The following is a 15,888-nucleotide window of genomic DNA, read 5'->3' as shown; positions in this document are numbered from 1 at the left end:
ACCGTTCCGGTGGATCGTCCCGGCCTCACCGGAACGCCTTCAGCGTCACTCCGGCGGCCAGCAGGCCGTCACGGATCGCCCGCGCCAGCAGCACGGCATCCGGGGTGTCGCCGTGCACGCAGATCGAGCGCGCGTCCATCGCGACCTCGGAGCCGTCCACCGCGGTCACCGTCCCGGCGGTCACCATGCGCACGGCGCGGGCGGCGACCTCGGCGGGGTCGTGCAGCACGGCGCCGGGGGAGCGGCGGGAGACCAGGGTCCCGGCAGGGGTATAGGCGCGGTCGGCGAACGCCTCGGTAACGGTGGAGAGGCCCTCGCGGGCGGCGATCTCGTGGACGGCGGAAACGGGCAGGGTGAGCATCGGCAGGCTGCGGTCGTAGTCGACCACGGCCGCCACCACCGCCTCCGCCTGCTCGGGATCGCGGCAGATCCGGTTGTAGAGCGCGCCGTGTGGCTTGACGTAGGAGACCCGGCCGCCCATGGCCCGGGCGATCCCGTCCACCGCGGCCAGTTGGTACAGCACCTCGGCGCAGAGCTCCTCCGCGTCCACCTCCATCTCGCGCCGCCCGAATCCGGCCAGATCCCGGTAGGACACCTGGGCGCCGATCATCACACCCCGGTCCACCGCTGCCGCGCAGGTACGACGGATGATCAACGGGTCGCCGGCGTGAAACCCGCAGGCGACGTTCGCACTGGTCACCACGTCGAGCATGGCCGCGTCGTCGCCCAGTCTCCAGTTACCGAAGCCTTCGCCGAGGTCGGCGTTGAGATCGATCGTCATGGTTCACCTACACCGGAGGTTCGTCGGGGATGTCCGCGATGTCATCGAGGGCGATGGCCAGTTCCTCGGGGTCGTCGCCGATCCGTTCGGCGATCTCGATCAGCACGTGCAGCACGTCGTGCCGGTCGTGGCCGAGATCCAGCAGCCGCTGGGCGGCCTCCCAGAGCTGCGGCGGGTCACCTTCCCAGAGGCGGCCGGCGATCTCCTCGTGCCAGGCGAGATGCTCGTCGTAGTCAGGCCTGTCGAGCTCGCCTCCGTGATCGATGCCGAGCAGGGTCCGGCGGTCGGCCTCATCCGCCGGGTTGAGCAGGTCGAGCTTCACCTCGCCGTGCGTGCCCAGCAGGAACGGGAAGGCGAACACCCGCCGGGCCAGCGCAGACAGGTCGCCATCCGGTAGCAGCCGCTCCAGCAGGTCACGGTCGAGACCGAAGGTGGTCGGGTCGCGGTAGGCCTCGGCGAACGTGGCCGTCGCCTCCCAGATCGCGTCAAGCGTGGCGCGCACGCCTTCGTCGGCCAGCCCGGTCCGGCGCGCCGCGAAGCGCGCCCAGGCCCCCAGCACGTACGGCACCGCCTCCTGCTCGGCAGGGCTGAGCATGATCTTGCGCGGCAGCCAGTCCAGCAGGAACGTCCGGCATTTGGTCGGGCTCACCCGCAGCGGGCGGCCGAAATCCTGGTCGCAGCCGTAGTCGATGATGTGGTCGGCGCATCGCGAGGCCGCCGAGGGGTCCGACAGGTGCTCGGCCGCGTCCGAGGCGAGGAACTCCGCCGCCAGCATCGCCCGGCGGTCGCGGCTGTAGGGAGCCTCGCTGTGAAGCGGGGCCGGGCGCTTGCGGCCAGGCGGCAGCGCCTTGATCCGGGATCGGGCGAAGGCGTGGTAGGCGCTGTAGCTGTCGCTGACCGGTGCGGTCGTCCTGCGGTCGCCGTACTCCAGGGTGGCCTTCATGGCTGATTCGAGCAGCGCCCTGGCCTGCTGCGGCTCGATCTCCTCGAACCTCAGCATCGGGTTGGCCCCGGCCTCGGCGCCGGCCTGCTCCAGTAGCTTCTCCACATGTGAGGAGACCCAGGCGTCGCGGGCGATCCCCCGCATGTTGTAGTCGACGACCACCACCAGCGCGTGCCGGTCCTCGCCGCTGTCGGCGCCCCGGTAGCCGAAGGTGCACACCACGGTGTCCTGGTCGCCGTAGGCGTCGCGGGAGACGAAGCACCCGGTCGGCTTCACCGCGCCCAGCCGGTCGGCCCAGCGGGGCCGGGCCACGTCGCGTTCGATGAGCGCCAGGGCCGCTCCCTCGGCCTTGGCGGCCTGGCGGGCGGTACCGAGATAGGCCAGCGCGATCAGCAGGGTCAGCGCGGCGGGTGAGCCGGCCTTCGCCGCGTAGTCGACCAGCCCCTCACCGAGAACCTGCTCGGCGTCGCCCCGCCGCAGACGCCGCCCCCACCAGGCCCCGACCATGTCGGAGACCATGAGTTCGGCGTCCAGCGGGCTGCGCACGGCCAGCAGTTCGCGGGCGGCGACCAACATCTCGGAGAACACCTCGTCCGGTGACTGGCTCTCTCTGGGATCTCGACGGTGTCGCCGGCTCAAGCGGGCTCCTCCGTCGGCCGTATGAGTCCGGTGCCGCTGCGCTGATTGGCTCGCTCGCTCTGCTCGCTCACGCCCCAACCTTCTCGCATTCCCGGGCCAAACGGTGCGTAGAACACGGCCCGGTGACCCCGATGTTACCGGGGACTTCGCGGCGGCGGCGCGGAGTTCACGAGGGCGAGCAGATGCTCGCGAGCGACACGCTCGACCATCTCGGGCGTCGCGTCGACCCCCAGATGCTCGGCGCAAGCCCGTACGTCGGCCACACACCGTGTCACGGTGTCGAGTGGAACGGTGACGAACTCAGCGGTCAGAGCGCTGTTCACCGGGTCGTGAGACGTCGTCGTGCCGCCGGCGAAGCTGATGACGAGAGCGGGCATGTGTGTCGCATTCCTCCGGTTTGCCCGGGGAGCGATCCCCCGGATGGACGGCGGGGACGTGCGTTCTCATTCCACAACTTATCAAGCAGGTGTCAAGTCTTCCGTGCGCAACACCCGAAGCTGACACCAATCCTGACTCGATTTGTCGACTCCGAAGTAAACGAGTGTCCCCGAAGGGGGAGCCAAATCGCCAATCAGTCAGTAGCCTGATCTTGCTTGGGACGCTGATGGAGATGAGGTGGGCAGTTGTCGGGACGGTCCGGCTTGATCCTGCTAGGGTCCTGGCCGCATACGTTCGATGGCGTCGGCGGCGATCATGCCGGCGTTTCGAAAGGGCAGTGGGAGGGACGTCGGGCTCAGGCCGACGCAGGTCGGCGAGGGCGAGGACGTGAGACACGCGGGAGGAGCCGGGCCACCCGCACCGCGGTGCGGCTGCCGCCGCGACCCTCGGAGGGGGGCGGACACGGTGGGAGACAGCGCCACCATTCGGCTCCGGCGGAACGGTGGCCGGGCGACGCCCACGCCGGGAACCTGGCGCGTTAGCGCGGAACTCCCGGCCTTCGGGCCGGGAAGGTCCGTAGTATGCGCCGACCGCATCATGGGCGGGGCTTCCGTCCGCACACACCCATCGCCGATGATGTACTGCAGGATCCGGTCCCCCGGAGCCGCGCTACGCCAATTCGCAAGTTTGGAGATGTGCCTCGTGGGAGACCCTGGCACGCGACGGAGGTGCCGACCGTGAGCGCCGAAACCTCCGTGCCCCGTCCCCGGGAGTCGGGTATGGACATCTCAGACCCCGGCCTGTTGCAGGGCCTGTTGTCGCAGTCGCCGTTCGCCTTCGCGTTCTTCGACCCCGACGGCCGTTTCCAGCGGGTCGACGAGGTCTTCGCCGACGTGGTCGGCCTCCCGGTCGAGCGCCTGGTGGGCCGGGCCCCGGGCGAGTTGCTCTCCGCCGACCTCACCGCACTCGTGGAGGATTCGGTCCGCGGCGTCGTCGAGGGCAGCCGGGTCGACACGGACCAGCGGATCCGGGTGCGCACCGCGGACGGGCAGACCCATCACTGGTCGCTGACGTTCTCCCCGATCCATGACGACAAGGGCGCGCTCCGCGCGGTCTGCCTGGTCGGCGTGGACATCACCGAGAGCAGGCAGGTCGAGGAGGACCTGCGACGCAGCGAGGAGCGCTACCGCTCGCTGGTCGAGGCCCAGTCCCAGCTGGTGCGGATCACCGCCCCGAGCGGGGCCGTGCTGGAGGACGCACCGCAGTGGCGTGCCATCACCGGCCAGGGCCTGGAGGAATACCTCGCGCGCGGCTGGCTGGAGGCCGTCCACCCCGACGACCGTCCGCACGCGGAGGAGGCCTGGCGGGAGGCGCTGCGCGGCCGGATCATGTTCGAGTGGAACTACCGGGTCCGCACCCGCGCCAGCGGTTACCGCCACTTCGAGGTGCGCGCGGTCCCGATCATCCGGCATGGCCGGGTGGTCGAGTGGGTGGGCGCCAACACCGACGTCACCCCGCAGCGCGAGGCCGAGGAGATGCGCGGCCGGCTCACCGACCAGCTCGGCGCCGCCGCTCTGCGGACGGCGCGGCTCCAGGGCGCCACGGCGCTGCTCGCCGAGGCGCTGACCGTCGAGCAGGTCGTCCAGGTCATCATCGATGTGGGCCGCACAGCACTGGCGGCGGACCGCTCGGCCGTGGCCCTGCTCGACGTCGACCGGGCCGTGCTGAAGCTGGTCAACGGCGGTGGCATCCCGGATGTTCCCGGCGCGCCCGGCGAGGAGATCCCGCTCTCGCACTCCAGCGTGATGACCATGGCGGTCAACAGCCGCCGCCCGGTTTTCGCTGAATCACCCGAAAGCCTGCGTTCCCAGCTCGTGGACGCCGGGGGCGACGAGGAGACCGTCAACGACTTCGTCGTCTACAGCGATGAGCGCGCCTGGGTCGGCCTGCCGCTGCTGGCCGCGGGACGCGCACTCGGCGCGTTGCGGTTCTCCTTCACCCGCTCGCAGAAGATCTCCCAGGAAGACGGCGTGTTCCTGGAGGCCCTCGCGGGGCAGTGCGCGCTGGCCGTCGAGCGGGCCACCCTGTTCGAGCGGGAGCACCGCACCGCCGAGACGCTCCAGCGGAGCCTCCTGCCCGATCGCCTGCCGGTGGTGCGCGGCCTTGTGCTGGCTCAGCGCTTCCGCTCGGGAAGCCGCCACGTGCAGGTCGGCGGTGACTGGTACGACGCGTTCGTGCTGCAGGACGGCCGGGTCGCGGCGGTCGTCGGCGACGTCATGGGCAAGGGCGTCAAGGCCGCGGCCGGTATGGGCCGCATCCGCAACGCCATGCGGGCCCTGGCGCTGACCAACCCGCCGCCTGCGGCGGTTCTCACCGGCCTGGACAGGGTCTTTGAGGCCACGGAGGAAGAAGAGCAGGTCACGACCCTCGCCTACATGGTCGTGGAACCCGGCACGGGGGAGGGGACGCTGGCGCTGGCCGGCCATCCGCCGCCCCTGCTGGTCTCGCCGCAGGGCGTGCCGCTTCTGTGCGAGGGAGAGCCGGGCACCCCGCTCGGCTGGCCGACCAGCCGCAGGCAGTTCCGTTTCTGCGTCCCGCCCGGGCACACCGCCGTCCTGTATTCGGATGGTCTGGTCGAGAACCGGAAGCGTGGGCTGGATGCCGGACTCGCTGAACTTTGCTCTGTTGTAACCGAAGCGCCACCCGAAGTCGTCGGAAGCCCGCACATGTTGCTGGATTTCCTCGTAGATCGGATGTTGTCTGGGTATGAGCAGGATGACGATGTCACGGTGCTGGCGATTCACGTCCCTCCAGCCACGAAGAGTGACTGAATGAAACAGTCATAAGGGTTGCTTTCGGGTATCGGTGCCTCGCTTCCGTACGCACTACTCTCTTGGTCGGCCTAGGGTGGAGGGCAACCGCCAGGAGGCGGCCGTATGGATCACGGTGTCGTGCCACAATGCTGGACAGGTGCGTCGCGGTTCGCGCGGCCCTGTTCATCATGACAACTAGAGGTATCCGCCCCTAGTGGGCATCTGGGTCCATTCTCGTCACGCTTTCCTTCGAGAGGTGTTCGTGTCGCCTGCAAGTTCGACTCGCTCGAAGCCATCCGAGCTGAACGAGCCCGTCATTCAGCAGCTGATGGAGCGGGGGCGCTCGCAGGGGTTCCTCGAGTCCGAGGATGTCCGCAAGGCCGTCGAGGAAGCGGACATTCCGATGGCGCAGGTCGCTGGAATCCTGCGCAGCCTCAGCAAAGAGGGCATCACCGTACGACTGACCGCTGAGGACTCCGCGGCTCCCAAGAAGTCTCGGACTTCGAACAAGCGCCGTACCCCCGCCACTCCCGCCACAATCAAGAAGACCAAGACCGCCGCAGCGGCCAAGGAGCAGCCGGAGACCGTCACCGCGGTCGTCAGCGGCTCCGAGCCCGCACCCGCGGCCAAGAAGCCGGCGGCTCCGGCCAAGAAGGTCGCCCCGGCTGCCAAGAAGCCCATCCCCGGCCCGCCGAAGAAGGCGGGGCCAGAGGCGCCCGCACCCACGGCCGCGTCCGACTCCAAGCCCAAGACGGCTGGTGGCGAGGACGACGAGGTCATCGACCTTGAGGACGACGTCGAGATCGAGGACTTCGAAATCGAGGTAGAGGTCGAGACGGAAGGGGAAGTCGAAGTCGAGACCGAGACCGAGACCGAAGAGGAGCCGAAGGCCGAGACCGTCGAGCAGAACGAGGACGAGGTCCTCATTCTCTCCGACGACGACGACGACGCCCCCGTGGCGCAGGTCGCGGCCGCCGGTGCCACGGCCGACCCGGTCAAGGACTACCTGAAGCAGATCGGCAAGGTTCCTCTGCTCAACGCCGAGCAGGAGGTCGAGCTCGCCAAGCGCATCGAGGCGGGTCTGTTCGCCGAGGAGCAGCTCGGCACCGACGGTGCCAGGCTTCCGGTGGACGTCCGGGCCGAGCTCGAGTGGATCGCCGAGGACGGTCGCCGTGCCAAGAACCACCTACTGGAGGCCAACCTCCGCCTGGTGGTCTCGCTGGCCAAGCGCTACACCGGCCGTGGCATGCTCTTCCTGGACCTGATCCAGGAGGGCAACCTGGGCCTGATCCGTGCGGTCGAGAAGTTCGACTACACCAAGGGTTACAAGTTCTCCACCTACGCCACGTGGTGGATCCGGCAGGCGATCACCCGCGCCATGGCCGACCAGGCGCGGACCATCCGCATCCCGGTCCACATGGTCGAAGTGATCAACAAGCTGGCCCGGGTACAGCGGCAGATGCTCCAGGACCTCGGCCGTGAGCCCACTCCGGAGGAGCTGGCCCGCGAGCTGGACATGACCCCGGAGAAGGTCGTCGAGGTCCAGAAGTACGGTCGTGAGCCCATCTCCCTGCACACCCCGCTGGGTGAGGAGGGGGACAGCGAGTTCGGTGACCTCATCGAGGACTCCGAAGCGATCGTCCCTGCTGACGCGGTCAGCTTCACACTCCTGCAGGAGCAGCTCCACTCCGTTCTGGACACGCTGTCCGAGCGTGAGGCGGGTGTGGTCTCGATGCGGTTCGGTCTCACCGACGGTCAGCCGAAGACGCTGGATGAGATCGGCAAGGTCTACGGGGTGACGCGTGAGCGCATCCGGCAGATCGAGTCGAAGACCATGTCCAAGCTGCGTCACCCGTCCCGGTCCCAGGTGCTGCGCGACTATCTGGACTGAGGTTTTTCAATGATGAAGGGCCCGCACCGTACGGTGCGGGCCCTTCATCATTGAAACGACGGACCATCGGACCGGGCGCCGGATGGGGCAGGGCCGTTGCGGGTCACACCATGACATCGAGGGTCCACGGCCGCCTACCGGCAGGAGCCTGGCTGAGGCCGACCGCGTGGCCGAGGCCGTCCAGGATCTTGACCAGCTCCTCCGGTGTCTGCGGGTCGCAGCCTCCTTCCAGCAGGGAGCGGGCGATCGCCCCCCGGGTGGCCTTCGCCATGTGGCTGACGACCTTGCCGTCCCTGATCACCCGTACCGCCACAGCCCGGGCGCCGGGCTGCCAGGCCGCCGTGTAGGTGCTGGAGCGCAGGTCCACCACCAGACCGGTCTGGGCATCGAGTACCGGAGTGACCACCCGGCGCCAGTAGGCACCCAGTCCGCCCAGGGGCGGTAGCCTCACGCCCATGGACAGACGGTAGGGCGGTACCCGGTCATCGATCCGGAGCAGACCCCAGAGCCCGGAAAAGATCACGAGACTCTCCGCCGCCCGTCCGGCCGCTCCCGGGGACAGCGAGGCCAGGCCGAGGTTGTCGTAGAGCACCCCGGTGTAGAGTTCGGCGGCTGTCAGTGTGGGCGTGGCCCGGAGCCCGCGGTTCTTGCCGATCTCGCCGAGCTGCCCCGGCGACAGTCCGAGCACGGCCTGTGCCCGGGGCCCGTCGCAGAGCGCGACGAGCGCGTTCACGGCGGCCTCGCGGGGCGCGTTCAGAGACGGGAAACTCATCCGGGGCAGGTCAAGGAGGGGGCCGTTGCCCAGCTTGGCCTTTCCCTCCGACGGTGGCAGCAGAATCAGCACAGTCGCAGAGCGTAGTGCGAGAGGCGGAGCCTGGAATCCTCACAGGCGGCCCATGACGCCTCTGACCGTCTGTCGACCAGGCGTGAGCGGCCGTCCACCGGGTGAACGACGCCGGGGAGCGGGCCCTGCGGACGGTGGACAGGTGGGCCGACTCGGGGCGGCAGCCTTGGGGAGGGCATCATGCGGGAAGAATCGTCAGGGCTCGCCCACAAGGCCATGGTGTCGCAGGTGCGACGCCGAGGCCATGTGAGCGAGACATGATGCGCGCCCCGCTCTCACATACGGTGGGAACAGGGCGTGCAGAAGGCATATTTAGTAAGGGTGGAATCAGCCGTCGCGGCCCGGTCGCTCTACGAGCGGCCAGGACTTCACAGTGTCGGGCCGATATCGCTATCGGCCCTGATGATCCCTACCGTTCGTCGTTTCCAGCGGTTGAAGAGGTGTCGCTGAGGCGCGCCGACTCGTCCTGGATGTCGGCGCCCTTGGCTCTCAGCACAGCTACGTGCTGCCGCCCGTGGTGGGCGCAGAAAAGCAGCTCCCCACCTACGGGCAGGGTTGCGCGGATGTAGGCCTGGGCGCCACACCGGTCACAGCGGTCCGTGGCCTTCAGCTGCTTGGCGGGGGCGAGGGTTCCAGTCACGTATCGCCTTTCAGGTCATCCCCTTGCGGAGGATCTGGCGTCAGTCACTTGAGAGAACATCTAACCCCATGCGAACCTTCCCAACCGACCCCTCGCTACGCCGAGAGCGGAAAGTATCCGGAAGTAACAGTGACCATGCTGGAAGTAACATCGTTGGCCCCTGATGGCAAGCTTGTACGCGGTGCGGCGGGAAGAACGGTAGGCTGCGCACACGTGTTCGAGCAGAGTGGGAGTGGGTGTGACCGCAGTTAGCGTGGAGACGGGTTATACAGCCCGTCATCTGTCGGTGCTGGAGGGTCTCGAAGCCGTCCGCAAGCGCCCGGGCATGTACATCGGGTCAACCGACAGTCGCGGTCTCATGCACTGTCTCTGGGAGATCGTGGACAACGGGGTCGACGAGGCTCTGGCCGGCTACTGCACGCGCATCGAGGTCGAGCTGCACCCTGACGGGTCGATCGAGGTGCGCGACAACGGCCGCGGCATCCCGGTCGACATCGAGCCCAAGAGCGGCCTGGCCGGGGTCGAGCTCGTCTACACCAAGCTGCACGCGGGCGGCAAGTTCGGCGGCGGCGCCTACGCCGCCTCGGGCGGTCTGCACGGTGTCGGTGCCTCCGTGGTCAACGCCCTGTCCTCCCGCCTTGACATCGAGGTCGACCTCGGCGGCCGGGTCCACGAGATCAGCTTCCGCAGGGGCGTTCCGGGGGTCTTCGACGGCGACGGCCCCACGGCCAAGTTCAAGAAGAAGTCCGGCATGCGCGACGGCGGCGAGCTCGCCCGCAAGGTCACCGGCACCCGCGTCCGCTTCTGGGTGGACCACCAGATCTTCCTGCCCGAGGCCGAGGTCTCCCTCGACGAGATCCACGTCCGCCTCCGCCAGACCGCCTTCCTGGTGCCCGGCCTCACCCTTGCCGTGCGTGACAGCCGGGGCGAGGAGGCCACCGAGGAGGAGTTCCACTTCGACGGCGGGATCTCGGAGTTCACCGAGTTCCTCGCCCGCGACGAGGCCGTCTGCCAGGTGTTGCGGCTGCAGGGTGTCGGCCACTTCCACGAGACCGTGCCGGTCCTCGACGACCTGGGGCACATGACCCCCACCGAGGTCCAGCGCGAGCTCACCGTGGACGTCGCGCTGCGCTGGGGCAAGGGCTACGACAGCACCGTCCGCTCCTTCGTCAATGTGATCGCCACGCCCAAGGGCGGCACCCACGTCAACGGCTTCGAGCGAGCCCTGGTCCGCACGCTCAACGAGCAACTGCGCGAGACCCGCCTGCTGAAGAACGGCGACGCCCCGGTCAGCCGGGAGGACATCCTGGAGGGCCTCACCGGCGTGGTGACCGTCCGGGTCCCCGAGCCGCAGTTCGAGGGACAGACCAAGGAGGTCCTGGGCACCTCGGCCGCGTCCCGGATCGTCGCCCACGTCGTCTCCAAGGAGCTCAAAGAGCTGTTCGCCAATCCGTCGCGCGTGCTCAAGCCGCAGCTACGGGCGGCTCTGGAGAAGATCGTCGCAGCGGCCAAGGCGCGCATCGCCGCCCGCGAGCACCGCGACAACCAGCGGCGCAAGACCGCCCTGGAGAACTCGGCGCTCCCGGCCAAGCTGGTCGACTGCCGCAGCGATGACGTGGACCGCAGCGAGCTGTTCATCGTCGAGGGAGACTCGGCGCTCGGGACCGCCCGTGCGGCCCGTGACTCGGAGTTCCAGGCCCTCCTGCCGATCCGCGGCAAGATCTTGAACGTGCAGAAGGCGTCCGTCGCCGACATGCTCAAGAACGCCGAGTGCGCTGCGATCATCCAGGTCGTCGGCGCAGGTTCGGGCCGCTCGTTCGACATCGAGGCCGCACGCTACGGCAAGGTCATCCTGATGGCCGACGCCGATGTCGACGGCGCGCACATCCGCTGCCTGCTGCTCACCCTGTTCCACCGCTACATGAAACCGATGGTCGAGGCCGGCCGCGTCTTCGCCGCCGTTCCCCCGCTGCACCGGATCGAGGTCTCCAACCCCGGCCGGGGTCAGAGTAAATACATCTACTGTTACTCCGACGCCGAGCTGCACCGGGTCCTGCGCGACCTGGAGCGCCGTGGCAAGCGCTGGAAGGACCCCGTGCAGCGTTACAAGGGCCTGGGGGAGATGGACGCCGACCAGCTGGCCGAGACGACCATGGAGCCTCGTCACAGGACTCTGCGCCGGGTCAGGATCGAAGACATCGAAGAGGCCGAGCGCATCTTCGCTCTCCTGATGGGCAGCGACGTGGCTCCGCGCAGGGAGTTCATCGTCGGCAGCGCGGCCGAGATCGACCGCGACCACATCGACGCCTGACCACGCCCCCCGCAGGGGATGCACGGCCGCCGCCCGTCACTCCACGGGCGGGGCCGGTCGCTCCCGGCGGGTCTGAGGGCAGATGCGTTTATCGGGCCGGTCGGTATGCCGTGAGGCCTCGATCGCCGGTGGGGCGCTGCATGTCGACCGGCATGAGCCTGCCGGTGCGGACATCGTAGATGGCGCCGCCGACGGCCAGCTCCGGTGGGAGAAACGGGCTGGTCCTGATGCGTGTCAGGTCATGCCGCAGGGCGGCGTCCTGATCGGGGACAGTGTGAAACTCCAGGCTCCGGGTGTCGACGCCGTGCCGGGCGGCGAGCTCGTGCACGTCGTCGTCGGTGGCTTTCGACATGCCGCAGTCGGTGTGCGGCATGACCAGCACCCGCTCCACATTCAGAAGGTAGACCGCCAGTACGAGCGTCCGTAGCACGTCGTCGGTCACCCGGGCTCCGGCGTTGCGCAGGATCTTGGCGTCGCCGGCCTTCAGACCGAACACCCCCAGCGGATCGATGCGGGAGTCCATACAGGTGACCACCGCCAGGCCGCGTGCTGCCCTACCGGTCAGCGCGGCGTCGGTGAACGTGGCGGAGAAATCTTCGTTTGCGGCCAGCAGGTCGTCGAAGGAACCCACACACACACCCTTCGGTCAGCGGATCGATATGTCAATAATCCCGCATGCCCGTTTCATGTGAGGTTCTGGGGTGGCATCTCCCGTTCGGCTGAGGAAGATCCGTAACCCTTGCTCGCTCTCAGTGATTATGATGTGACGCAAAGTGCGAAAACTTGGAGAGGGTCATGAGCAGGATCGAATCCCTGGCCGAATATCTGCGTGCCGAGGGCAGGCGGAAGCTGGACCGGGTGGAGGTCCGCGACGGGGGACGCAACGCGCGTTCGGCGCTCGCCCTGCTCGATGCGGCGGTCTATACCCGGTCGCTCGGTGACGACGATCCGCTCGTTGCCGTTCTCGCCGAGGCCGGATGCTTCGGTCCGCACGGTCTCGATGGGTTCCGGCCGGACGCGCAGGTCACGGGGCTCGTCCGCTCCTGGGAGTCTGGTGAGCCCTGGCAGCTGTTGATGGAGATCCGCGCAGCCCTTCAGAGCTCGCTGACCTGATCGGAACGGTTCACCGTCAGGCGTGCTCCGATGGTGAGGCCACGGTCCTGGCTCCGGCCGGCCGGTCCGGCCGCGGGCGCCGTCCGGGGCGCGCCGGGATCGGGAGGCGTGATGGTGCTCGGTTTGGTACCTCCCGTCGGGGAAAGACGGATCAAGGTCATGGCGGTGGCACTGGCCGGGAGGCCCCGTGCGGGGTGGGCATGCTTGGCGTCACATCTCGTTGAAGCCCCAGGGGACACCGCCATAAACTTGACGGTGGTGTCATCTGGAAGGAAAGCTGATCATGGCAATTGCACGGATGCGGTCGATCGTCCTCGACTGCCCGGACCCCAACCGCCTCGCCGACTTCTACAGCGCGCTCCTCGGCTGGGAGGTCACCTCTGTTGAGGATGACTGGGTGGTAGTCACCAACGGGCAGCCTGGGCGGCTCTGCTTCCAGCTCGCCAAGGACTACCGGGCGCCCGACTGGCCCCACCCCGACCGGCCCCAGCAGTTCCACATCGACGTGACGGTGGACGACCTCGATGTGGCCGAGGCCGAGGTGCTCGCACTGGGCGCGGTCAAACATGCGCACCAGCCGGGCGAGAACGATGGTTTCCGCGTCTTTCTCGACCCGGCAGGGCATCCGTTCTGCCTCTGCGTGGACTGAAGCGCTCAGCGCGGCTGAGGCGTTCACGTAGGACGGGCCCCGGGAGGGGTGGGCGTTCCGCGTCCTCTCCCGGGGCCCGAAGGGCTATCACTCTGCGGGGGCCGACTCCGTGGGGGCCGGCTCCGCGCCGAGGGCACCGCCCACCGCCGCCACCGTATGAGTGAGACGGACGCCGGAGCCGTCGCGGCGGCCCAGCTCCTCCGGGAGCGGGACCGGCTTGCCCACGGTGGAGACCGCCCGGGCCGGAGCGGGACCGGCCCAGGCGAGCAGCAGCACGTCCTCGCCCTTGAGGAAGCGCTGAACCCTGACACCGCCGGTGGCGCGGCCCTTGGGCGGATACTCGGCGTAGTCGGAGACCTTCGCGCCGCCGACCTGGGTGCCGGGCAGCGCGGTGGAGGAACCCGCGATCGTCACGACCCGAGCCTCTCGTGCCGGATCTACCACACCGAACCAGATCGCGGTGGTCGCGCCGTCCAGCCGGACACCGGCCATACCGCCCGCCGGGCGTCCCTGCGGGCGGACGTTGGCGGCGGGATAGCGCAGCAGCTGGGCATCGGAGGTGATGAAGACCAGATCGTGGTCCTCGGCGGTCAGCTCCACCGCCCCGATCACGGTGTCGCCGTCCTTGAGCCCGATGACCTCGAAGTCGTCGCGGTTCGCGGGATAGTCGGGGACGACGCGCTTGACCACGCCCTGAGCCGTGCCCAGAGCCAGACCGGGGCCGTCGGGGTCGAGTGAGCCGATGCCCACGACTGTCTCACCCGCGTTCAGGGTGACGTGTTCGGAGACGGGGTGCCCGCCGGACAGTGACGGCGGATTGGCCGAAGGGGGGAGCGTCGGCAGGTCGACCACCTGAAGGCGGATCATCCGGCCCTGGTCGGTCACCACGCCCACCTCACCCCTGACCGTGCTGTTCACCACGGAGACCAGCACGTCGTGGGCTGAGCGCTCGCCCTCGCCCGCCAGCGGGGAGGCGTCAGTCGTACGGGCCAGCAGGCCGGTCGAGGAGAACAGGACCAGGCATGGGTCGTCGGCCACCTCCAGGGGCGCCGAGACGTTCCTGGTGACACCGGAGGACTCCAGCAGGACCGTCCGGCGGGGCGTGCCGAAGGTCTTGGAGATCTGGGCGAGCTCGTCGGAGACGACCTTGCGGAGCTTGTCCTCGGAGGACAGGATCGCGGTCAGTTCGGCGATCTCGTTCTCCAGGGTCTCCTTCTCCTTCTCCAGCTCCAGCTTGTCGAAGCGGGTCAGGCGGCGCAGCGGGGTGTCCAGGATGTAGGCGGCCTGGATCTCCGACAGCTCGAAGACCTCCATCAGCCGTTCGCGGGCCTGGGAGGAGTCATCCGAGGAGCGGATGACCTGGATGACCTCGTCGATGCTGAGCAGGGCGACGATGAGGCCCTCGATGAGGTGCAGGCGCTCCTCCCGCCTACGGCGACGGTAGGCGGAACGGCGGCGGACCACGTCGAGGCGGTGGTCGACGTAGACCTGGAGCAGCTCGCGCAGGCCCAGCGTCCGGGGCTGGCCGTCGACCAGGGCCACGTTGTTGATGCCGAAGGTCTCCTCCATCGGCGTCAGCCGGTAGAGCTCCTCCAGCACGGCCTCGGGGATGAAACCGTTCTTGATCTCGATGACCAGGTTCAGGCCCCTGTGCCGGTCGCTGAGGTCCTTCAGGTCGGAGATGCCCTGGAGCTTCTTGGCGGTGACCAGTTCTCTGATCTTGGTGACCACCCGCTCGGGGCCGACGTTGAACGGCAGTTCGGTGACGATGATGCCCTTGCGCCGGGGGCTGACCTGCTCCACCGAGCACTTGGCGCGCATCCGGAAGGTCCCGCGTCCCTTGGCGTAGGCGTCGCGCACGCCGTCCAGGCCGATGATGGTGCCGCCGGTGGGCAGGTCGGGGCCCGGGATGAACCGCATCAGGTCGTCGAGCGTGGCGTCCGGCTTCTTGATGAGGTGGCGGGCCGCGGCGACGACCTCGACGAGGTTGTGCGGCGCCATGTTGGTCGCCATGCCGACCGCGATACCGGCGGCGCCGTTGACCAGCAGGTTCGGGAACGCCGACGGCATGACCGTGGGCTCGGTCTCCTGGCCGTCGTAGTTGGGCTTGAAGTCGACGGTGTCCTCGTCGATCGACTGCACCACGGCCATGGCCGCGGCGGCCAGCCGGGCCTCGGTGTAACGCATCGCGGCGGGCAGGTCGTCGGGGGAGCCGAAGTTGCCGTGCCCGTCGATCAGTGGCAGCCGCATCGAGAACGGCTGGGCCATGCGGACCAGCGCGTCGTAGATGGCGGTGTCACCGTGCGGATGCAGCTTGCCCATCACATCGCCGACGACCCGTGACGACTTGACGTGCCCCCGGTCGGGCCGCAGGCCCATCTCGCTCATGGAGTAGAGGATGCGGCGCTGGACCGGCTTGAGGCCGTCCCTGGCATCGGGCAGCGCACGCTGGTAAATGACCGAATATGCGTATTCGAGGTAGCTGGCGCGCATCTCGGCGGAGACGTCGATGTCGACGATCCGCTCCTCGAAGTCCTCGTCAGTCGGGGGTGTGGTCGTCCGTCGGGCCATCTGATTTCCTGCGCGGGCACCTCGGCTTTCAGGCCGAGAGGTAAGCGCATCCTCCTTCTGTCTGCGTGGTGTAACGGCGGTCGTCGGCTCGCTGGAGGAGCGTCAGGCCGGTGGGCGGGGTATCGGTATATCCCGTGCCGGTGGCGATGCGGTAGCGTACGGCGGCGCGTCCTGTGCGCTCACCCGCGGGGAACGGAGCCGCCGGACACCTCCTCGATGATGACGGGGCTGATCCACGTACTCAACCCCGATCGACATGATCGGACGCTGTGCCGCGAATGGATACCATACTCACGCCGCCCGACACTTCCCGAC

Annotated in this window: 12 protein-coding genes; 5 read left to right on the top strand and 7 right to left on the bottom strand. The window is 68.5% G+C overall.

The window, feature by feature from the left end:
* Window positions 1-25 precede the first annotated feature (25 nt).
* The 3 genes from FHR32_RS02655 to FHR32_RS02645 all read right to left on the bottom strand — a co-directional run bounded on the left by FHR32_RS02655 (window position 26) and on the right by FHR32_RS02645 (window position 2,740).
* Window positions 26-781 (bottom strand): LamB/YcsF family protein, encoded by a 756-nt coding sequence (locus tag FHR32_RS02655; RefSeq protein WP_184752658.1) that lies wholly within the window; start codon window positions 779-781, stop codon window positions 26-28.
* Between the two features lie 7 nt (window positions 782-788).
* Complete coding sequence (locus FHR32_RS02650; RefSeq protein WP_221465614.1) at window positions 789-2,300, bottom strand: hypothetical protein; 1,512 nt, start codon at window positions 2,298-2,300, stop codon at window positions 789-791.
* A 197-nt stretch (window positions 2,301-2,497) separates the two neighbouring features.
* Entirely contained in the window at window positions 2,498-2,740 is a 243-nt protein-coding gene (locus FHR32_RS02645) for a hypothetical protein (RefSeq protein ID WP_184752656.1), read from the bottom strand.
* Window positions 2,741-3,478: 738 nt separating this feature from the next.
* Between FHR32_RS02645 and FHR32_RS02640 the strand changes: the two genes are divergently transcribed.
* Both FHR32_RS02640 and FHR32_RS02635 read left to right on the top strand, forming a co-directional pair.
* Entirely contained in the window at window positions 3,479-5,572 is a 2,094-nt protein-coding gene (locus tag FHR32_RS02640) for a SpoIIE family protein phosphatase (RefSeq protein WP_184752654.1), read from the top strand.
* A 244-nt stretch (window positions 5,573-5,816) separates the two neighbouring features.
* On the top strand, window positions 5,817-7,445 hold the full coding sequence (locus FHR32_RS02635; RefSeq protein ID WP_184752652.1) for an RNA polymerase sigma factor: 1,629 nt from the start codon (window positions 5,817-5,819) through the stop codon (window positions 7,443-7,445).
* A 103-nt stretch (window positions 7,446-7,548) separates the two neighbouring features.
* On the opposite strand, the gene FHR32_RS02630 is transcribed toward FHR32_RS02635, so the two are convergent.
* A complete protein-coding gene (locus tag FHR32_RS02630) occupies window positions 7,549-8,289 on the bottom strand; it encodes a YaaA family protein (protein WP_184752650.1) in 741 nt (246 codons plus the stop codon).
* A gap of 409 nt (window positions 8,290-8,698) precedes the next feature.
* Window positions 8,699-8,929, bottom strand: coding sequence for a DUF7455 domain-containing protein (locus tag FHR32_RS02625; RefSeq protein WP_184752648.1), 231 nt, complete (start codon window positions 8,927-8,929; stop codon window positions 8,699-8,701).
* Between the two features lie 238 nt (window positions 8,930-9,167).
* On the opposite strand from FHR32_RS02625, the gene FHR32_RS02620 reads away from it, so the two are divergent.
* The gene (locus FHR32_RS02620; protein WP_184752646.1) at window positions 9,168-11,240 is read left to right on the top strand and encodes a DNA gyrase/topoisomerase IV subunit B; all 2,073 of its coding nucleotides are present in this window, start codon (window positions 9,168-9,170) and stop codon (window positions 11,238-11,240) included.
* An 88-nt stretch (window positions 11,241-11,328) separates the two neighbouring features.
* On the opposite strand, the gene FHR32_RS02615 is transcribed toward FHR32_RS02620, so the two are convergent.
* Window positions 11,329-11,871 (bottom strand): beta-class carbonic anhydrase, encoded by a 543-nt coding sequence (locus FHR32_RS02615; protein WP_184752644.1) that lies wholly within the window; start codon window positions 11,869-11,871, stop codon window positions 11,329-11,331.
* A 164-nt stretch (window positions 11,872-12,035) separates the two neighbouring features.
* On the opposite strand from FHR32_RS02615, the gene FHR32_RS02610 reads away from it, so the two are divergent.
* On the top strand, window positions 12,036-12,353 hold the full coding sequence (locus tag FHR32_RS02610) for a hypothetical protein (protein WP_184752642.1): 318 nt from the start codon (window positions 12,036-12,038) through the stop codon (window positions 12,351-12,353).
* Window positions 12,354-12,636: 283 nt separating this feature from the next.
* The gene (locus tag FHR32_RS02605) at window positions 12,637-13,002 is read left to right on the top strand and encodes a VOC family protein (protein ID WP_184752640.1); all 366 of its coding nucleotides are present in this window, start codon (window positions 12,637-12,639) and stop codon (window positions 13,000-13,002) included.
* 87 nt (window positions 13,003-13,089) lie between these two features.
* Here the strand turns inward: FHR32_RS02605 and FHR32_RS02600 are convergent, their stop codons facing one another.
* Entirely contained in the window at window positions 13,090-15,573 is a 2,484-nt protein-coding gene (locus FHR32_RS02600; RefSeq protein ID WP_184752638.1) for a DNA gyrase/topoisomerase IV subunit A, read from the bottom strand.
* Window positions 15,574-15,888: the final 315 nt, after the last annotated feature.

Source organism: Streptosporangium album (assembly GCF_014203795.1).
GTDB classification, from domain to species: Bacteria; Actinomycetota; Actinomycetes; order Streptosporangiales; family Streptosporangiaceae; genus Streptosporangium; species Streptosporangium album.
Note: the sequence above shows the minus strand (reverse complement) of the source record. Positions and strands in the feature narration are given on the sequence as shown.

Excerpts from the sequence above, each read along its gene's own strand:
- FHR32_RS02605 (WP_184752640.1), top strand. The coding sequence starts at position 12,637 with ATGGCAATTGCACGGATGCGGTCGATCGTCCTCGACTGCCCGGACCCC.
- FHR32_RS02645 (WP_184752656.1), bottom strand. The coding sequence starts at position 2,740 with ATGCCCGCTCTCGTCATCAGCTTCGCCGGCGGCACGACGACGTCTCAC.
- FHR32_RS02655 (WP_184752658.1), bottom strand. The coding sequence starts at position 781 with ATGACGATCGATCTCAACGCCGACCTCGGCGAAGGCTTCGGTAACTGG.
- FHR32_RS02600 (WP_184752638.1), bottom strand. The coding sequence starts at position 15,573 with ATGGCCCGACGGACGACCACACCCCCGACTGACGAGGACTTCGAGGAG.
- FHR32_RS02650 (WP_221465614.1), bottom strand. The coding sequence starts at position 2,300 with ATGTTGGTCGCCGCCCGCGAACTGCTGGCCGTGCGCAGCCCGCTGGAC.
- FHR32_RS02610 (WP_184752642.1), top strand. The coding sequence starts at position 12,036 with ATGAGCAGGATCGAATCCCTGGCCGAATATCTGCGTGCCGAGGGCAGG.